The sequence below is a fragment of the Yersinia thracica genome (assembly GCF_902170565.1).
GTDB lineage: Bacteria > Pseudomonadota > Gammaproteobacteria > Enterobacterales > Enterobacteriaceae > Yersinia > Yersinia thracica.
In genome coordinates, this window is the sequence record NZ_CABHXX010000065.1 from 27403 (window position 1) to 44179 (window position 16777).

The following is a 16777-nucleotide window of genomic DNA, read 5'->3' on the forward strand; positions in this document are numbered from 1 at the left end:
TCAAGACATAACTAAAATATATGGTCGCTATTTTTTATTTTATTTTTAATTAGTTATTAGAATATAATTAATATATTTGCTTATTGTTCTTTGTTTCACTTTAAATAAAAAAGGTGACACTAATTACTCGTGTCACCTTTTACCTATCGCCAGTATTTACTGAGTGTCACTATTTTTCGCGCGCGGTGGCCTGCCAGGGAAGCGGCGGCGTACCAAGACAAAGAACAATGGCACGAAGAAAATAGCCAGCACAGTCGCAGAAATCATCCCGCCCATCACGCCAGTACCCACCGCATGCTGGCTACCTGAGCCAGCGCCTTGACTGATAGCCATCGGCAATACACCAAAGATAAATGCCAGAGAAGTCATCAGAATGGGCCGCAACCGCAGGCGGGAAGCTTCAAGCGTCGCCTCCACCAAATCCTTGCCTTTATTGTTTAACTCACTGGCAAACTCGACAATCAATATGGCATTTTTGGCGGATAGCCCAATAATGGTCAGCAATCCGACCTGGAAATAGACATCATTTTCCAAGCCCCGCATCCAGGTGGCAGCCACCGCCCCAATCACCCCGAGCGGCACCACTAACATCACCGAGAAGGGTATCGACCAACTTTCATATAACGCCGCCAGACACAAAAACACCACTAACAGCGAGATAGCATACAGCGCCGGAGCTTGTGAGCCGGATAGCCGCTCCTGATAGGACATTCCCGTCCATTCCAGACCGAATCCATTGGGCAGTTGTTTAACCAACCCTTCCATCACATTCATGGCGGTGCCGGTACTGACGCCTGGAGCGGCTTCGCCGACAATTTCTAATGCCGAATAGCCGTTATAGCGCTCCAGCCGTGGCGAGCCATATTCCCAGCGGGTGGTAGAAAATGCCGAGAAAGGCACCATGCCGCCACTTTTATTGCGCACAAACCATTTGTTGACGTCTTCCGGCAGCATCCGCGCCGTGGCTTCAGATTGGACATACACTTTCTTCACCCGGCCGCGGTCAACAAAGTCATTAACGTAAGTCGAGCCCCACGCAGTTTTTAGCGTGTTATTAATATCATCCAATGACACGCCCAGTGCTTGTGCTTTGCGCTGATCAATATCTATCTGCAATTGCGGGCTGTCATCCAACCCGTTATGGCGCACGCGAGTCAGCGCGGGGTCTTGGGCGGCCATTTGCAGTAATTGGTCACGGGCGGCCATCAGTTTATCGTGGCCTAAGCCGCGGTGATCTTGTAATTCCATATCAAAACCTGATGAGCCACCTAAACCTGAAATGGCCGGTGGGCTGCTGACAGAGACTCTGGCCTCGACGATTTTATTAAACACTTTGGTGGCGCGTTCAATAATGGCAAAAGATGAGTCATTGCTGTCTTTGCGCTGTTCCCAGTCGGTCAGCCGGATGAACAAGCGCGCAACGTTTTGGCCATTACCGCCGGGGCCAGACCCCACGGTGGCGAATACCGACAGCACGTTATTTTTCTCTGCCGTCAGGAAGTAATTCTCGACTTTCTGCACCACTTTGAGTGTTTGTTGCTGAGTAGAACCAACAGGAAGTTGCACCTGCGCCATAAACACGCCACGGTCTTCCAGCGGCAAGAATGAAGTAGGTAACTTGATAAACAGCAGTGCCAGCCCACCTAACAGCAATAAATACAACAGCATATAACGCGCACTATGGTGCAAGACACGCGCTACGCCCCGCTCGTAGCGGTGTGTATTGCGGTCAAACATGCGGTTAAACCAGCCAAAAAAACCGCGTTTGGCATGATGATGCCCCGGTTTGATGGGCTTGAGCATGGTGGCGCAAAGTGCAGGGGTCAGAATCAAGGCGACCAGTACCGAAAGCACCATGGCGGAAACGATAGTAATGGAGAACTGGCGGTAAATGGCCCCAGTGGTGCCACCGAAGAAAGCCATCGGGATAAACACCGCCGACAGCACCAGCGCAATTCCCACCAGTGCGCCCTGAATTTGCCCCATAGATTTACGGGTGGCTTCGCGCGGATCAAGCCCTTCCTCGCTCATCACGCGCTCCACGTTTTCCACCACCACGATGGCATCATCGACTAACAGGCCGATGGCTAACACAATGGCAAACATGGTTAAGGTATTGATACTGAAACCAAATGCCGACAGTATCGCGAAAGTGCCCAATAACACCACCGGCACGGCGATAGTCGGGATGAGTGTGGCGCGGAAGTTTTGTAAGAATAAATACATCACCAGGAAAACCAGCAAAATGGCTTCCAGCAAGGTTTTTACCACGTCCTTAATAGACGCTTTCACAAAGGGGGTGGTTTCGTAAGCAACTTTCGCCTCAAGGCCCTGCGGGAAGAAAGGTGCCAGTTCGGCGATGCGCGCTTTCACCAGAGCATCGGTTTGCAATTCATTGGCACCGGAAGCCAGCTGAATACTCATCCCCGATGCGGCTTGACCATTATAGCGGCTCAGATAATTGTAATTCTCTGCACCCAATTCAACTTTTGCGACATCCCCTAAGGTGACCAACGAACCGTCCTGATTGACTCGCAGCGTAATCCCCCTGAATTGTTCGGGAGTTTGCAATTGAGATTGTGCATTAATAGTGGCATTCAAAGATTGGCTGTCTACCGCGGGCGTTCCCCCAAGCTGGCCCACCGCAATTTGGCTATTTTGTGATTGGATGGCGGTGACAATATCTTGGGTCGTCAGTTGATAATTATTGAGTTTATTGGGGTCGAGCCAAATTCGCATCGCATATTGAGAACCAAAGGCATTGATACTGCCAACCCCTTCAATTCGGCTCAGTGGATCTTGCAAATTACTGGCCACATAGTCGGCAATATCTTGTTTATCCATGCTGCCATCGGTGGACACAAAAGCTAGCATCATCAAGGTGCTATCACCGGATTTGGAGACTGAAACACCCTGTTGCTGGACATCCTGCGGCAGTTTTTTGGTCGCCGATTGCAGCTGGTTTTGCACCTGCTGCATAGCTTCATTGGGGTTAGTGCCCGCCAGGAAGGTCAAAGTGACGGTGGCCGTACCCGCACTACTGCTCTGTGATGACATATACAGCAAGTTATCCAGCCCGGTCATACTTTGTTCGATGACCTGCGTGACAGTATTTTCCAGTGTTTGTGCCGAGGCTCCGGGATAGGAGGCACTGATGCGCACATTTGGCGGTGCGAGGTTGGGATATTGCTCAACCGGGAGGGTGGAGATTGCCAATGCGCCAGTAAGACACAAAATTATCGCCAATACCCAAGCAAAGATTGGGCGGTCGATGAAAAAATTTGCCATGCAGTGCCAGCCTCTCAAGTTAAATGCAGCAGAATCTACGCTGCACTTTACGCGGGAATACTGAATAAAACGTGAAGAAAATAAGGAGAAGCTGTAAAAGATGTCATTAAATTCGAGTTAATTCACCTTGATGGCGGTAATAATGATAAACAGGTGTTTTTTTCTGCTATCAAGTAGACTATTGATAGCTATCCAACCCAGGAAGGTATTATGGAACTTAATCCGGTGTTTGCTCGTCGTCTCTACCTTTGCTGGCTTATCAGCCGAGGGGAATCATTGAATGTGCCGCGCTTAATGGAATTGACGGGGTGGCCGCGGCGCACATTGCAGGATGTCTTGAAAGCACTGCCAGGATTGGGCATCACAATGACATTTGTGCAGGATGGGGTGCGCAATAATGCCGGATATTACCGGTTAGATAGCTGGGGGCCACTGAATAAAAAATGGATAGACGAGAATCATGTGTTTATTTTAGCAGCCATTGAGTAACCTAATAATTTGGCTGCCATTAAATAACAGGGTGGTTATTAGTATTTTTTATTTTCTAAAAATAGGATAGTTGCCGCAACACGCGAGCGAACATTCAGTTTCCGTAATAAATTACGAATATGCACTTTTACCGTCTCTTCGGAAATGTGTAACTCAAACGCGACCTGTTTATTGGACATTCCGCGCGCGACTTCTTGCAAAACATCTAATTCCCGCTCGGTTAATTCAGAGAATGGATTAACTTGTTCGTGTCGGGAAGATAAATACTGTGTGACCTCATCACTGAATACTTTCCCCCCCTTTGCGGCAAGGCGGATATTTTCTAGCAATATTTCAGGTTCGCTGTCTTTGAGCAGATAGCCATCCGCACCAGCATCTATCATTGCATACACATCACTGCGCGCATCAGAGACAGTCAAAACAATAATTCGCGCATCTATGCCCTCATTGCGTAATGCTTTCAATGTATCCAGCCCAGACATTCCTTTCATGTTCAGATCGAGCAGAATGACATCCGGCTGATACGCGGCCGCTGCGGTAATAGCATCGCTACCGCAGTTGGCTTCAGCAATCACATTAAAATTGCTATCCAGTTCAAGTAACTGTTTTATCCCACGGCGCATGAGGGGATGATCATCAACGATCATAATGGTGTGATTTTGGGTCATGATAAGTAAGGTCCCTGTAACCAATGGCATTAAATGATTGGCTATTGATCGTGGATTATTTGGGGTCGTTAATTTGGCCGACCATGTTATCCATCATAGTTAGTTTAACCACGCTTTAAGTGTACCTTAAAACTCCGGCCAAATTCATTTAACAGCGGCAATTTATCTAAAGAATAATGACTAAATAGCATTTCTTTTTGATAGCTATTCTCATCAAATGAATCGTTATATAAAAAAGATAATAACGCAAATAGATTTAACAGTGAGAAACCGCGCAAATAACCACTAAATTAATTGATCTTGCTCAATATCTACTGACGATTAACCCTAAAGAGTAATTATTTTAATACTCATTATTCTGTATCTAATACCCCAACACTGGGGAATCTCCTTTAATACAAATAAGAATTATTATCATCAGCTTGGAGGGAAAACTCGCCGAGCTTTAAATGAACACTTTGCTAACCTATACGCACGCGCGCCAGTAGATGTTAAGGATATCAGCATGACTGATTTATCACGGCGTAAATTGTTGACGGGTTTTTGGCAAGCAGGCAAGCAGCAAACCTCGGCGACCCGTCCACCGTGGTCAGTCATCGAAAGCGACTTTATTGCTGGCTGTACCCGTTGCCATGACTGTGTAGCCGCTTGTGAAACTGGCGTGTTGATTGCCGGTAGTGGTGGGTTCCCCGAAATAGATTTTCAGCGTGCCGAGTGCAGTTTCTGTCAAGCCTGTGTGCAGGCCTGTGAAGCGGGTGTGTTCACCGCTACGGCGCTGCCCGCCTGGTCGCTGAAAATCAATATATCAGACCGCTGTTTACCTTTTCACAATATTGAATGCCGCAGTTGTCAGGACAGTTGTGAAACGCGGGCGATTAAATTCCGTCCACGGCTAAATGGCATTGCTCAACCCGAATTAGACCTTCCTGCTTGTACCGGCTGTGGTGCCTGTGTACCCAGTTGCCCAGTCCAGGCAGTAACCCTCACCCGGAGTGAAGATGGACGATAAAGAATGGCATGTCTGTGGATTGGTTATGCAAGCCAAACCCGCGCGAATAGCGTCGCTAATCGACAGCCTGCTGGCGATTCCGGGAACAGAAATACCCACCAGTGATGCCGCTCTGGGTAAGTTGGTGGTGGTTATGCAGGCAGCGCGCTCAGACGTGCTCCTGAATTATATTGAGTCAGCACGCAATCTGGATGGTGTGCTGGCGGTATCGCTGGTTTATCACCAGCAGGAAAGCCAAGGTGAGGAAATGCCATGAAACTCAGTCGCCGGGATTTTATGAAGGCCAATGCCGCGGTAGCCGCCGCTGCTGCTGCCGGATTGACCATACCCACTGTCGCTAAAGCGGCTATGGGTGAGACAACAAACGCCATCAAATGGGATAAAGCCCCTTGCCGATTCTGTGGTACTGGCTGCGGAGTCTTGGTCGGCACGCAAAATGGCCGAATCGTGGCATCTCAAGGAGACCCGGATTCACCGGTCAACCGTGGGTTGAACTGCATAAAAGGCTATTTCCTGCCTAAAATCATGTACGGCAAAGACCGCCTGACCCAGCCGCTGCTGCGCATGAAAGACGGCCAATATGATAAAGAGGGCGATTTCACCCCAGTAAGCTGGGAAAAAGCCTTTGATATCATGGAGCTGAAATTCAAAAATGCACTGAAAGAAAAAGGCCCGACGGCGGTAGGCATGTTCGGCTCCGGCCAGTGGACGGTATGGGAAGGGTATGCGGCATCGAAACTGCTAAAAGCGGGTTTCCGCTCCAACAACCTTGATCCCAATGCGCGCCATTGTATGGCTTCTTCTGTGGTGGGCTTTATGCGCACCTTTGGTATGGATGAGCCGATGGGGTGTTTTGATGATATTGAAGAAGCAGATGCCTTTGTGCTCTGGGGCTCCAATATGGCGGAGATGCACCCGATTCTGTGGTCGCGCATGACCAGCCGTCGCCTGACCGATGACAATGTCAGAATCGCCGTGTTGTCTACTTTTGAGCATCGCAGCTTTGAACTGGCCGATAACCCGATGGTCTTTACCCCGCAGACCGATTTGGCGATTATGAATTATATCGCCAATTACATTATTCAAAATAATGCGGTTGATCAGGGTTTTCTTGACCGCCATGTGAATTTCCGTCGGGGTGCGACGGACATCGGCTATGGTTTACGGCCAACACATCCACTGGAAAAAGCGGCTAAAAACCCGGGTAGCGATGCCTCTGAGCCAATGAGTTTTGATGATTTTAAAGCTTTTGTGGCCGAGTATACGCTGGAAAAAACTGCCAAAATGAGCGGTGTGCCGGAAGACCAACTGGAGTCACTGGCGCAGTTATATGCAGACCCTAAAGTGAAATTGGTGTCCTACTGGACCATGGGCTTTAACCAGCATACCCGTGGTGTGTGGGCCAATAACATGTGCTACAACCTGCACTTGTTAACCGGCAAAATTTCTAAACCGGGTTCTGGGCCTTTCTCTCTGACCGGCCAGCCTTCTGCTTGCGGCACAGCCCGTGAAGTGGGGACTTTCTCCCACCGCCTGCCTGCCGACATGGTGGTCACCAATGAAAAACATCGCCAAATTGCTGAAACCAAATGGCAGCTACCGCCGGGCACTATTCCAGAAAAAGTCGGTTTACATGCGGTGGCCCAAGACCGTGCGCTGAAAGATGGCACCCTCAACGCCTACTGGGTGATGTGTAATAACAACATGCAGGCTGGGCCAAATATCAATGAAGACCGCATGCCAGGTTGGCGCGATCCACGTAACTTTATTGTGGTTTCAGACCCTTATCCCACCATCAGCGCACTGGCTGCGGACCTTATCTTGCCGACCGCCATGTGGGTCGAGAAAGAGGGCGCTTACGGTAATGCCGAGCGCCGTACCCAATTCTGGCGGCAACAAGTGCCGGCACCGGGTGAGGCAAAATCTGATTTATGGCAGATGGTTGAGTTTGCCAAGCGCTTCAAAGTTGAAGAAGTGTGGCCAGCCGAACTCATTGATAAAAAACCGGAATATCGCGGTAAGACACTGTATGACGTGCTGTTTGCCAACAATGTGGTGAATAAATATCCGTTGAGCGAGATCCCGGCTGATCAATTAAATGATGAAGCGCGCGATTTCGGCTTCTACCTGCAAAAAGGGCTGTTTGAAGAATATGCCGATTTTGGCCGTGGCCATGGCCATGATTTAGCGCCGTTCGACCGCTACCATCAAGAGCGCGGTCTGCGCTGGCCGGTGGTGAATGGCAAAGAAACTCTCTGGCGTTATCGCGAAGGTTTTGATCCCTTCGTGCCGAAAGGCGAGGATGTCCGTTTTTATGGCAAACCGGATGGTAAAGCGGTGATATTCGCACTGCCTTATGAACCTGCCGCCGAAAGTCCGGATCAGGAATATGACCTGTGGCTCTCCACTGGCCGCGTGTTGGAGCATTGGCATACCGGTTCCATGACGCGCCGTGTGCCTGAGTTACATCGTGCTTTCCCAGAAGCCGTGCTATTCATTCATCCATTGGATGCTAAAGCCCGTGATTTGCGGCGCGGTGACAAAGTGAAAGTGATTTCACGCCGTGGCGAAGTCATTTCGCTGGTCGAAACCCGTGGCCGTAACCGCCCGCCACAAGGGCTGGTGTATATGCCGTTCTTTGATGCCGCGCAGTTGGTGAATAACCTGACGCTGGATGCCACTGATCCTTTATCCAAAGAAACTGACTTCAAGAAATGCGCAGTGAAATTGGCGCGGGTTGTTGCGTGATTGTGCAAAAGACGCGGTCTTTCAGGAGAAAATAATGAATAACACGAAGTTTCATGCATTCAGCCGCCGGGTCATATCGGTGATATCGCTACTGGCGGTGTTGGTAGTGGCCGGTGTGGTTAATGCTGCCAGCAATGTCGAGATGGATTTAAGCCAATCGCCCGAAGTCTCCGGCACGGCGGAGGGGGCGGTGAAAATGCCCAAACAGCAACAGCGGATGGCACTGAACTACGTTAACCAGCCGCCGATGGTGCCACACAGTGTCGATGGCTATCAGATCAGTAAAAACACCAACCGCTGCCTGCAATGCCACGGCGTTGAACATTACCGGGCTACGGGCGCGCCGCGTGTTAGCCCAACCCACTTTATTGACCGCGACGGCAAGGTATCGAGTGAAGTTTCGCCGCGCCGCTACTTCTGCTTGCAATGCCATGTGCCGCAAACTGATGCCGCACCCATTGTCGGTAATAGCTTCCAGCCAGCACCTGGTTTTGGTCAATAAGTGAGATGGTTATTGTGAGAATAAACAATGAATGAGACTAAAAAACCCGGGATTATCAAACGATTATGGCAGTGGTGGCGCAGGCCTAGCCGGCTGGCACTCGGGACGTTACTGCTGATTGGCTTTGTCAGTGGCATCATTTTCTGGGGCGGTTTTAATACCGGCATGGAAATGGCGAATACTGAGAAATTCTGTATTAGCTGCCATGAAATGAAAGACAACGTTTATCAGGAATACATGGGAACCATCCACTACAGCAACCGCAGTGGTGTGAAGGCGACCTGCCCGGATTGCCATGTCCCCCATGAGTGGGGGCCGAAAATGGTGCGTAAAATCAAGGCCAGCAAGGAATTGTATGCCAAAACCTTTGGTTTGATTGATACGCCGCAGAAATTTGAGGCTCACCGCCTGACCATGGCTGAAAATGAATGGGCGCGAATGAAAGCCAATGGCTCGCAAGAGTGCCGCAACTGCCATAATTTCGACAATATGGACTTCACAGCACAGAAAACGGTGGCGGCGAAAATGCACAGTAAAGCCATTGAAGCAGGTAAAACCTGTATCGATTGCCATAAAGGTATTGCCCATAAGTTGCCGGATATGAAGGATGTGCCGACCGGTTTCTAATACCCTGCAATTTCAATGACTTTGGGTATCTCTTTGATACTTGAAGCCGCAGGGGGGTGGCTGCGCTCGTGAACCCGAATCAAATGCTCTGTGGACTGCGTGTCGACAGGGCATTTTTTATTGCTATATTAGGTATTCTTTTGCATGATAAGACCTGTTAACTGGTCTTATTGAGGTGCTTATGCCAAGTATAATTTTGTCAGACACTAGCGCGAGTGTCAGTGAACTGAAGAAAAATCCCATGGCAACAGTGAATGCCGGAGCGGGTTTCCCTGTTGCTATCCTGAACCGTAATCAACCGGCATTTTATTGTGTGCCTGCTGAACTTTATGAACAAATAATGGAAGCGCTTGACGATCATGAATTGGCTAAGTTGGTTAATGACCGTCGTAACCAACCACTTCATGATATTGATTTGGAAAACTATTTATGATCTATATCGTTAAGTTCAGAGAAGAAGCGCTAAAGGAATGGCACAAACTGGATAAGACGATACAACAGCAGTTCGCCAAAAAATTAAAAAAGTGCAGCGGTAATCCACATATTGAAAGTGCTAAACTCCGTGGGATGAAAGACTGTTACAAAATTAAATTACGTTCATCAGGTTTCCGGCTATTGTATGAAGTTATTGATGATATTTTGATAGTGGCTGTGGTTGCAGTAGGAAAAAGAGAGCGTAGTGAGGTTTATAAACTGGCCAGTGAAAGATTACGCTAATTATTGTTAGTCCGCTAAAGAAGGTGCTATGTCAGTCAAAATTGAAAATATCCAAAAAGAGCTGTTATCAAAAAACTGGTTCAAACTATATAAATATACCTTTGATTTAATAACCAATAATGGAACTCCCGTACAACAGACTCGTGAAGTGTATGACCGGGGGAATGGCGCGACTATTCTGTTATATAACCGCTCCAATGGCTCTGTAGTGCTGACTAACCAATTTCGCATGCCAACCTATGTAAACGGTAATTCCGACGGTATGTTGCTGGAAACCTGTGCCGGTTTGCTGGATAACGACTCACCGGAAGAATGTATTCGCCGTGAAGCGGTTGAAGAGACCGGTTATCAGGTCGATAAAGTACAAAAACTGTTTGAGGCTTATATGTCGCCGGGTGGAGTGACTGAAATTATTCATTTCTTTGCCGCTGAATATCATCCGGATCAGAAAATCACCGATGATGTCGGTGTGGAAGACGAGGTCATTGAGGTGGTGGAGTTGCCGTTCACTGAAGCCATTGCCATGATGGCGGATGGCCGAATTAAAGACGGCAAAACCATTATGCTGTTGCAGTATGCACAACTCCACGGCTTATTAAATTAATAATCTTCTTATGTAGATTACAGCGCTATGTTGTTGCCGTGATTTCGCGGCACTTTATCCCTGATTGTTGATTATCCCCCCTGATTGATAAGTAAATTCTTCTGTTGATGCAAAAATGTTATGCAGAGTATGGCCTGCTTCATAGATTGTGATAATTCACTCACTATACTGGTTCTCTACCACCTCAAAGCATAAAAGCAAAGGGAACCTACGATGGACGAACAATTGAAACAGAGTGCGCTTGATTTTCACCAATATCCTACTCCAGGGAAAATTCAGGTGTCGCCAACCAAACCGCTAGCCACCCAACGGGATTTGGCGCTAGCTTATTCTCCGGGTGTTGCTGCCCCCTGTCTGGAAATTGCTGCCGACCCACTGGCCGCCTATAAATATACTGCGCGCGGGAACTTGGTCGCGGTTATTTCGAACGGTACCGCGGTGCTGGGGCTGGGTAATATTGGCGCATTAGCGGGTAAACCGGTGATGGAGGGGAAAGGGGTTCTGTTCAAGAAGTTCTCCGGTATTGATGTGTTTGATATTGAAATAGATGAACTCGATCCTGACAAACTGATCGACATTATTGCTTCGCTGGAACCCACCTTTGGCGGTATCAATCTGGAAGATATCAAAGCACCGGAATGCTTTTATATTGAGAAGAAACTGCGCGAGCGCATGAAAATCCCAGTGTTCCATGATGACCAACATGGCACGGCGATTATCTGTACCGCGGCGGTGCTCAACGGCTTGCGGGTGGTGAAGAAAGATATTAGTGATGTGAAATTGGTGGTCTCTGGGGCTGGGGCGGCATCCATTGCTTGCTTGAACTTGCTGGTCGCTCTGGGATTAAAGCCACACAACATCACAGCATGTGATTCCAAGGGCGTGATTTATAAAGGCCGTGAAGCCAATATGGCGGAAACTAAAGCGGCTTACGCGATTGAAGATAATGGCCAGCGCACACTGGGCGATGCTATGCCGGGTGCGGATATATTCCTCGGCTGCTCCGGCCCCGGTGTGCTTACGCAAGACATGGTCAAAACCATGGCACCTAGCCCGCTGATTCTGGCGCTGGCGAACCCGGAACCTGAAATTTTACCGCCATTAGCCAAAGCGGTGCGCCCAGATGCGATTATCTGCACTGGCCGCTCGGATTATCCGAATCAGGTCAACAACGTACTCTGCTTCCCGTTTATCTTCCGTGGTGCATTGGATGTGGGCGCGACCACCATTAACGAAGAGATGAAACTGGCTTGTGTGCATGCTATTGCCGATCTGGCGCTGGCTGAGCAGAGTGACGTGGTGGCATCCGCCTATGGTGAACAAGATCTTTCCTTTGGCCCTGAATACATCATTCCTAAACCATTCGACCCGCGCTTGATTGTGAAAATTGCACCGGCGGTGGCGAAAGCGGCTATGGAATCTGGTGTGGCCACTCGTCCAATCACTGACTTTAGCGCTTACATCGAAAAACTGTCGGAATTTGTCTATAAAACCAACCTGTTTATGAAGCCGATTTTCTCGCAGGCGAAAAAAGAGATGAAGCGAGTGGTGTTGGCTGAAGGGGAAGAAGAGCGCGTATTACATGCTACTCAAGAGCTGATTTCTCAAGGGTTGGCGTATCCCATCTTGATTGGTCGCCCGAGTGTGATTGAGACCCGGTTGAAGAAATTGGGCCTGCAAATGACTGCTGGGAAAGACTTCGAAGTGGTCAATAATGAATCTGATCCGCGCTTTAAAGATTATTGGCATGAATACTATCAAATCATGAAGCGCCGTGGCGTTTCACAGGAACAGGCGCGCCGCGCCGTGATTGGCAACCCAACACTGATTGGCTCCATCATGGTTCATCGGGGCGAAGCCGATGCGATGATTTGCGGCACCATTGGCACTTATCATGAGCATTATGATGTGGTCGAGAAAGTCTTCGGTTTCCGCGCGGGTGCGCATGTGGCGGGCGCAATGAATGCGCTGCTGTTACCCACCGGTAACACGTTTATCGCTGACACTTACGTCAATGATGACCCTACGCCAGAGCAGTTAGCCGAAATCACCTTGATGGCGGCTGAAACTGTGCGCCGTTTTGGTATTGAGCCAAAAGTGGCGTTATTGTCTCATTCAAGTTTTGGTACCTCGAATTGCCCGGCAGCCCGTAAAATGCGCCGTACTCTGGAGTTGGTGAATCAGATGGCACCTGAACTGGAGATTGACGGTGAAATGCACGGTGACGCGGCGCTGGTGGAGAGTATCCGTCATAACCTGATGCCGGACAGCCCACTGAAAGGGGCGGCTAACGTGCTGATTATGCCTAATATGGAAGCGGCGCGAATCAGTTATAACTTGCTGCGCGTCACTTCTTCAGAGGGCGTAACAGTAGGGCCAGTGCTGATGGGGGTAGCAAAACCGGTGCATATTCTGACGCCGATTGCTTCGGTGCGCCGAATTGTGAATATGGTGGCGTTGGCGGTGGTAGAGGCAATTGCTCTTCGTCCTTGACGCCGCAGCTGTGTTAGCAGCGCTCGCTCACCCGAATCACTTACCTGTGTAAGCTCATCGGGATGAGTTTGCTTGCTGTCTTGCTGCAACGCCAATGACTTTGAGTAATGCTCTTTTTCTTGGTGTTGCAGTATCCATCACTCTCGTGCTTATTTTTCTTGGTTGCGTGCCTGCTGTAACCACTTATCCAGCTCATTGGCAAATTGCTGGCGATCCCGCTGATTTAAGGTATTGGGGCCGCCGGTTTGAATACCACTGGCGCGCATGGTGTCCATAAAGTCGCGCATATTCAACCGCTCACGAATGGTATCCGGGGTATAACGCTCACCGCGAGGGTTTAGCGCAATTCCCCCTTTTTCAATCACTTCTGCCGCCAGCGGAATATCGGCGGTGATCACTAAGTCGTTTTTTTCGACGCGCTGCACGATTTCGTTATCGGCCACATCAAAGCCGGAAGCCACCTGTAAGGTGCGGATAAACTTCGAGGGCGGTGTTTTGAGTGGCTGATTCGCCACCAGTGTGACCATCATGCCGGTTCTGTCTGCGGCACGAAATAACACGTCCTTAATGACATTCGGACAGGCGTCCGCATCAACCCAAATTTGCATCAGTGATGTTCTCCTGCGGCCAACCAGTCTTTGACTGGTAGAAAATCGCGGTACAGTGCCGCTTCAGCGCTATCTGCTGTCGGTTGATAATTATATTCCCAGCGCACCAGTGGCGGTAGGGACATTAAAATAGACTCTGTGCGACCGCCGGTTTGCAGGCCGAATAGTGTGCCACGGTCCCAGACCAGATTAAACTCAACATAGCGGCCACGGCGATAAAGCTGGAATTCGCGCTCGCGTTCACCCCAACTCAGTGCTTTGCGCCGTGCAACAATCGGCATATAGGCATCAAGAAAACCATTGCCGACCGCCTGAGTAAAATTGAAACAGGTAGCAAAATCGGGGCTGTTTAAATCGTCGAAGAACAGGCCACCAATACCACGGGCTTCATTGCGGTGCTTAATATAAAAATAATCATCGCACCATTTTTTATAGCGCGGATAGATTTGCTCACCAAAGGGTTGGCACAGCTCATTGGCGGTTTTATGCCAGTGAACCGCATCTTCTTCAAAACCATAGAAGGGGGTTAAATCAAAGCCGCCGCCAAACCACCACACGGGATTCTCGCCGGGTTTTTCAGCAATAAAAAAGCGCACATTAGCATGGCTGGTAGGCAAATAAGGGCTGTTCGGATGAATGACCAGTGACACGCCCAGTGCCTGAAAACTGCGACCAGCTAGTTCAGGGCGATGTGCTGTAGCAGATGCGGGTAATGCCGCGCCTGACACATGCGAGAAGTTAACGCCAGCTTGCTCGAAGACCGCCCCCTTGACCAATACCCGACTGCGGCCACCACCGCCTTCCTCACGAACCCAATTTTCCTCTGTGAATTCAGCGCTGCCATCGGCTTGAGCCAGTGCAGCACAGATTTTATCCTGCAAACCCAGCAGGTAAGTTTTGATTTGGTCTGTATCGGGTAAATTCATCAGAAAGGTTCTAGTAGCCGGGAAATTATCAGGAGCCAAGTATACCCCGATTTACCGCCATTGTTGTACTCTCGGTGCGGATGAGTGCTGAATGGTAGGATTTCGGCGAGATTTATCCGGATCTTCTCAAATATCATTACAGACTATCACTATGGGAAATATCACTTTATTATTGCGTGATATAATAAGGCGTAATAATCAGCATATTCATTTTACTCAAGGGTGCGAATATCCATGGAAATCCGCGTATTTCAGCAAGGCGATTTTGAAGAAGTGATTCTGCTGTGGGAGCATTGCGACTTATTGCGGCCATGGAACGATCCAGAAATGGATATTGAGCGTAAGCTGAATCATGACCCCGAATTGTTCCTGGTAGCGGAAGTCAGCGGCGCGATTGTTGGCTCGGTGATGGGCGGCTATGACGGTCACCGAGGTTCTGCTTATTATCTGGGTGTTCATCCTGATTTTCGTGGTCGTGGCTTTGCCAATGCGCTGATCAGCCGCCTTGAGAAGAAACTCATTGCCCGCGGCTGCCCGAAGCTCAATATCATGGTGCGCGAAGACAATGATGCAGTGATCGGCATGTATGAAAAGCTGGATTACGAAACCCAAGACAGCATCATGCTGGGCAAACGGTTGATTGTGGATCAGGAGTATTGAGGGGTTAGTGGGTTGAATTTAAAGAGTATTAATTTTAAATTCACTTTTAATTCGATAGCGCCACTGGCCGAAATGACCGAGCAATAGATAAGGTGATTTTGGCCTTTGTCTCAAAGTTTTTAGCCGCCAACTTTTCTATTTTCTGCTGTTTTTCTCTCCTCAAATCGACCTTATTTGCCATAACTTATCCATGCGCATAGATAAATAAAATCTTTTTTGCCACACTCTTGCCACAATTAGAAATAAAAGAGTGCAGAATGGCGACGATCCGCAAGCGTGGTGCCTATCAATGGGAAACTCAAATCCGTAAACGTGGCTTCCCGTCACAAACTAAAACGTTTAATACCAAAGCCGAGGCTGATGCCTGGGCAAAAATGGTTGAGTCGGAAATGGCTCGCGGCGTGTGGCTTAGTCGTAGCGAATCGGAATCGACAACGCTATATGACTCGTTAGTGCGTTATGAGAATGAAATTGTCACCAACAAAAAGGGAGCGGTGCAAGATAGGTCTATTATCCGCATCTTTAAGCGGCAACCATTAGCCAGATGTTATATGGCCAGTATTCGTAGTGCCGATGTTGCCAAATTAAGAGACGAATGGTTAAAAGACTATGCGCCGGCCACGGTGCTACGCCGCCTATCTCTGCTTTCTCACTTATTTAATATTTCCCGCAAAGAGTGGGGAATGGAAAGCCTGATTAATCCTGTTGATCTGATCCGCAAACCCCAGCCCGATAATGCCCGTACACGGCGTATAGCTGTTGAGGCCGTTTCAGCCGTAGATGAATTGGGTAATGAGGTTAAAACGCCAAGAAACACCGCTCAGGACGAAATCGAGCGGATTGTTACCAATACTCAATCTCCGATATTGCCATCAGCGGTTTGCCTGGCGTTGGAAACGGCTATGCGACGTGGTGAAATTGTTGGGTTACGCTGGAAATATGTCGATTTAAAGCTGCGTGTCGCTCACTTGCCTAAGACAAAAAATGGCGATTCGCGTGATGTGCCGCTTTCTTCAAAAGCGGTAGCAGTATTAGAAAAGTTAAAGATTATCGCGGAGGCCAGGGAAGAGGACGAGAATTCAACTGATGATCGGGTATTTAAAGCTCGAGTTGACGCAATAAGCTGTGCATTCGATAGAGCCAGAAAGCGCGCTCGTAAACTGTATGAGCAAGAATGTGCTGCTTCAGGAAAGAAAGCCAACTCAGATTATTTACTGGATTTGCGATTCCACGATTTACGCCATGAAGCCACCTCACGCCTGGCTGAAATCTTTCCTATGCACGAACTCACAAAAATAACTGGCCACAAAGACCCTAGAATGCTGATGAGATACTATCATCCTAGGGCAGAGGATTTGGCGAAGAAGTTGGTTTAACTATATATTTTAGCTTTATTAATTGGAGGTTTTATTAGTTACTTACTGTCATTATATAAATG

General features: G+C 48.7%; 17 protein-coding genes. 12 read left to right on the forward strand and 5 right to left on the reverse strand.

The window, feature by feature from the left end; all coding sequences use genetic code 11:
* Positions 1–156: 156 nt before the first annotated feature.
* On the reverse strand, positions 157–3288 hold the full coding sequence (acrD, locus tag FTA91_RS07395) for a multidrug efflux RND transporter permease AcrD (RefSeq protein ID WP_050112525.1): 3132 nt from the start codon (positions 3286–3288) through the stop codon (positions 157–159).
* Between the two features lie 210 nt (positions 3289–3498).
* On the opposite strand from acrD, the gene FTA91_RS07400 reads away from it, so the two are divergent.
* Positions 3499–3777 carry a winged helix-turn-helix domain-containing protein gene (locus FTA91_RS07400; protein WP_050112526.1) on the forward strand — a complete coding sequence of 93 codons (279 nt, stop codon included), beginning with the start codon at positions 3499–3501 and terminating at the stop codon, positions 3775–3777.
* Positions 3778–3815: 38 nt separating this feature from the next.
* Here the strand turns inward: FTA91_RS07400 and narP are convergent, their stop codons facing one another.
* Positions 3816–4445 (reverse strand): nitrate/nitrite response regulator protein NarP, encoded by a 630-nt coding sequence (gene narP, locus FTA91_RS07405; protein ID WP_145535278.1) that lies wholly within the window; start codon positions 4443–4445, stop codon positions 3816–3818.
* Positions 4446–4950: 505 nt separating this feature from the next.
* On the opposite strand from narP, the gene napF reads away from it, so the two are divergent.
* From napF to maeB, 9 genes are all read left to right on the forward strand, one after another.
* On the forward strand, positions 4951–5454 hold the full coding sequence (napF, locus tag FTA91_RS07410) for a ferredoxin-type protein NapF (protein ID WP_050112528.1): 504 nt from the start codon (positions 4951–4953) through the stop codon (positions 5452–5454).
* Complete coding sequence (gene napD / locus FTA91_RS07415) at positions 5444–5710, forward strand: chaperone NapD (RefSeq protein ID WP_050112529.1); 267 nt, start codon at positions 5444–5446, stop codon at positions 5708–5710. Before napF ends, napD begins: the two co-directional genes overlap by 11 nt.
* Positions 5707–8202, forward strand: coding sequence for a nitrate reductase catalytic subunit NapA (gene napA, locus FTA91_RS07420; protein WP_050112530.1), 2496 nt, complete (start codon positions 5707–5709; stop codon positions 8200–8202). The genes napD and napA overlap by 4 nt, the downstream gene beginning before the upstream one ends.
* Before the next feature lie 34 nt (positions 8203–8236).
* Positions 8237–8704, forward strand: coding sequence for a nitrate reductase cytochrome c-type subunit (gene napB, locus FTA91_RS07425; protein WP_050112531.1), 468 nt, complete (start codon positions 8237–8239; stop codon positions 8702–8704).
* 27 nt (positions 8705–8731) lie between these two features.
* Positions 8732–9331, forward strand: a complete 600-nt coding sequence (gene napC / locus FTA91_RS07430; RefSeq protein ID WP_004392519.1) for a cytochrome c-type protein NapC — start codon at positions 8732–8734, stop codon at positions 9329–9331.
* 181 nt (positions 9332–9512) lie between these two features.
* Positions 9513–9764, forward strand: coding sequence for a type II toxin-antitoxin system Phd/YefM family antitoxin (locus FTA91_RS07435; protein ID WP_050112532.1), 252 nt, complete (start codon positions 9513–9515; stop codon positions 9762–9764).
* Entirely contained in the window at positions 9761–10048 is a 288-nt protein-coding gene (locus FTA91_RS07440) for a type II toxin-antitoxin system RelE family toxin (protein WP_145583127.1), read from the forward strand. The genes FTA91_RS07435 and FTA91_RS07440 overlap by 4 nt, the downstream gene beginning before the upstream one ends.
* Before the next feature lie 28 nt (positions 10049–10076).
* Entirely contained in the window at positions 10077–10652 is a 576-nt protein-coding gene (gene nudK / locus FTA91_RS07445; RefSeq protein WP_050112534.1) for a GDP-mannose pyrophosphatase NudK, read from the forward strand.
* A 213-nt stretch (positions 10653–10865) separates the two neighbouring features.
* Entirely contained in the window at positions 10866–13145 is a 2280-nt protein-coding gene (gene maeB, locus FTA91_RS07450; protein ID WP_145583129.1) for an NADP-dependent oxaloacetate-decarboxylating malate dehydrogenase, read from the forward strand.
* 149 nt (positions 13146–13294) lie between these two features.
* Here the strand turns inward: maeB and FTA91_RS07455 are convergent, their stop codons facing one another.
* Together FTA91_RS07455 and hemF are read right to left on the reverse strand one after the other, a co-directional pair.
* A complete protein-coding gene (locus tag FTA91_RS07455) occupies positions 13295–13753 on the reverse strand; it encodes a YaiI/YqxD family protein (protein ID WP_050112536.1) in 459 nt (152 codons plus the stop codon).
* Complete coding sequence (hemF, locus tag FTA91_RS07460) at positions 13753–14679, reverse strand: oxygen-dependent coproporphyrinogen oxidase (protein ID WP_050112537.1); 927 nt, start codon at positions 14677–14679, stop codon at positions 13753–13755. The genes FTA91_RS07455 and hemF overlap by 1 nt, the downstream gene beginning before the upstream one ends.
* Positions 14680–14913: 234 nt before the next feature.
* Here hemF and FTA91_RS07465 point away from each other — a divergent pair, with 234 nt between their 5' ends.
* Entirely contained in the window at positions 14914–15339 is a 426-nt protein-coding gene (locus FTA91_RS07465; RefSeq protein ID WP_004392525.1) for a GNAT family acetyltransferase, read from the forward strand.
* A 46-nt stretch (positions 15340–15385) separates the two neighbouring features.
* Here the strand turns inward: FTA91_RS07465 and FTA91_RS20400 are convergent, their stop codons facing one another.
* Positions 15386–15520: a hypothetical protein gene (locus FTA91_RS20400; protein WP_268967487.1), complete on the reverse strand. Its 135-nt coding sequence runs from the start codon at positions 15518–15520 to the stop codon at positions 15386–15388.
* A 76-nt stretch (positions 15521–15596) separates the two neighbouring features.
* On the opposite strand from FTA91_RS20400, the gene FTA91_RS07470 reads away from it, so the two are divergent.
* On the forward strand, positions 15597–16715 hold the full coding sequence (locus tag FTA91_RS07470) for a site-specific integrase (protein ID WP_145583131.1): 1119 nt from the start codon (positions 15597–15599) through the stop codon (positions 16713–16715).
* Positions 16716–16777 lie beyond the last annotated feature (62 nt).

What these genes read in the sequence shown, in the direction of transcription:
- napA (WP_050112530.1), top strand. Translation starts at nt 5,707, where the DNA reads ATGAAACTCAGTCGCCGGGATTTTATGAAGGCCAATGCCGCGGTAGCC.
- napD (WP_050112529.1), top strand. Translation starts at nt 5,444, where the DNA reads ATGGACGATAAAGAATGGCATGTCTGTGGATTGGTTATGCAAGCCAAA.
- FTA91_RS20400 (WP_268967487.1), bottom strand. Translation starts at nt 15,520, where the DNA reads ATGGCAAATAAGGTCGATTTGAGGAGAGAAAAACAGCAGAAAATAGAA.
- hemF (WP_050112537.1), bottom strand. Translation starts at nt 14,679, where the DNA reads ATGAATTTACCCGATACAGACCAAATCAAAACTTACCTGCTGGGTTTG.
- napF (WP_050112528.1), top strand. Translation starts at nt 4,951, where the DNA reads ATGACTGATTTATCACGGCGTAAATTGTTGACGGGTTTTTGGCAAGCA.
- FTA91_RS07440 (WP_145583127.1), top strand. Translation starts at nt 9,761, where the DNA reads ATGATCTATATCGTTAAGTTCAGAGAAGAAGCGCTAAAGGAATGGCAC.
- FTA91_RS07435 (WP_050112532.1), top strand. Translation starts at nt 9,513, where the DNA reads ATGCCAAGTATAATTTTGTCAGACACTAGCGCGAGTGTCAGTGAACTG.
- FTA91_RS07465 (WP_004392525.1), top strand. Translation starts at nt 14,914, where the DNA reads ATGGAAATCCGCGTATTTCAGCAAGGCGATTTTGAAGAAGTGATTCTG.
- napB (WP_050112531.1), top strand. Translation starts at nt 8,237, where the DNA reads ATGAATAACACGAAGTTTCATGCATTCAGCCGCCGGGTCATATCGGTG.
- acrD (WP_050112525.1), bottom strand. Translation starts at nt 3,288, where the DNA reads ATGGCAAATTTTTTCATCGACCGCCCAATCTTTGCTTGGGTATTGGCG.
- napC (WP_004392519.1), top strand. Translation starts at nt 8,732, where the DNA reads ATGAATGAGACTAAAAAACCCGGGATTATCAAACGATTATGGCAGTGG.
- maeB (WP_145583129.1), top strand. Translation starts at nt 10,866, where the DNA reads ATGGACGAACAATTGAAACAGAGTGCGCTTGATTTTCACCAATATCCT.
- FTA91_RS07400 (WP_050112526.1), top strand. Translation starts at nt 3,499, where the DNA reads ATGGAACTTAATCCGGTGTTTGCTCGTCGTCTCTACCTTTGCTGGCTT.
- FTA91_RS07455 (WP_050112536.1), bottom strand. Translation starts at nt 13,753, where the DNA reads ATGCAAATTTGGGTTGATGCGGACGCCTGTCCGAATGTCATTAAGGAC.
- narP (WP_145535278.1), bottom strand. Translation starts at nt 4,445, where the DNA reads ATGACCCAAAATCACACCATTATGATCGTTGATGATCATCCCCTCATG.
- FTA91_RS07470 (WP_145583131.1), top strand. Translation starts at nt 15,597, where the DNA reads ATGGCGACGATCCGCAAGCGTGGTGCCTATCAATGGGAAACTCAAATC.
- nudK (WP_050112534.1), top strand. Translation starts at nt 10,077, where the DNA reads ATGTCAGTCAAAATTGAAAATATCCAAAAAGAGCTGTTATCAAAAAAC.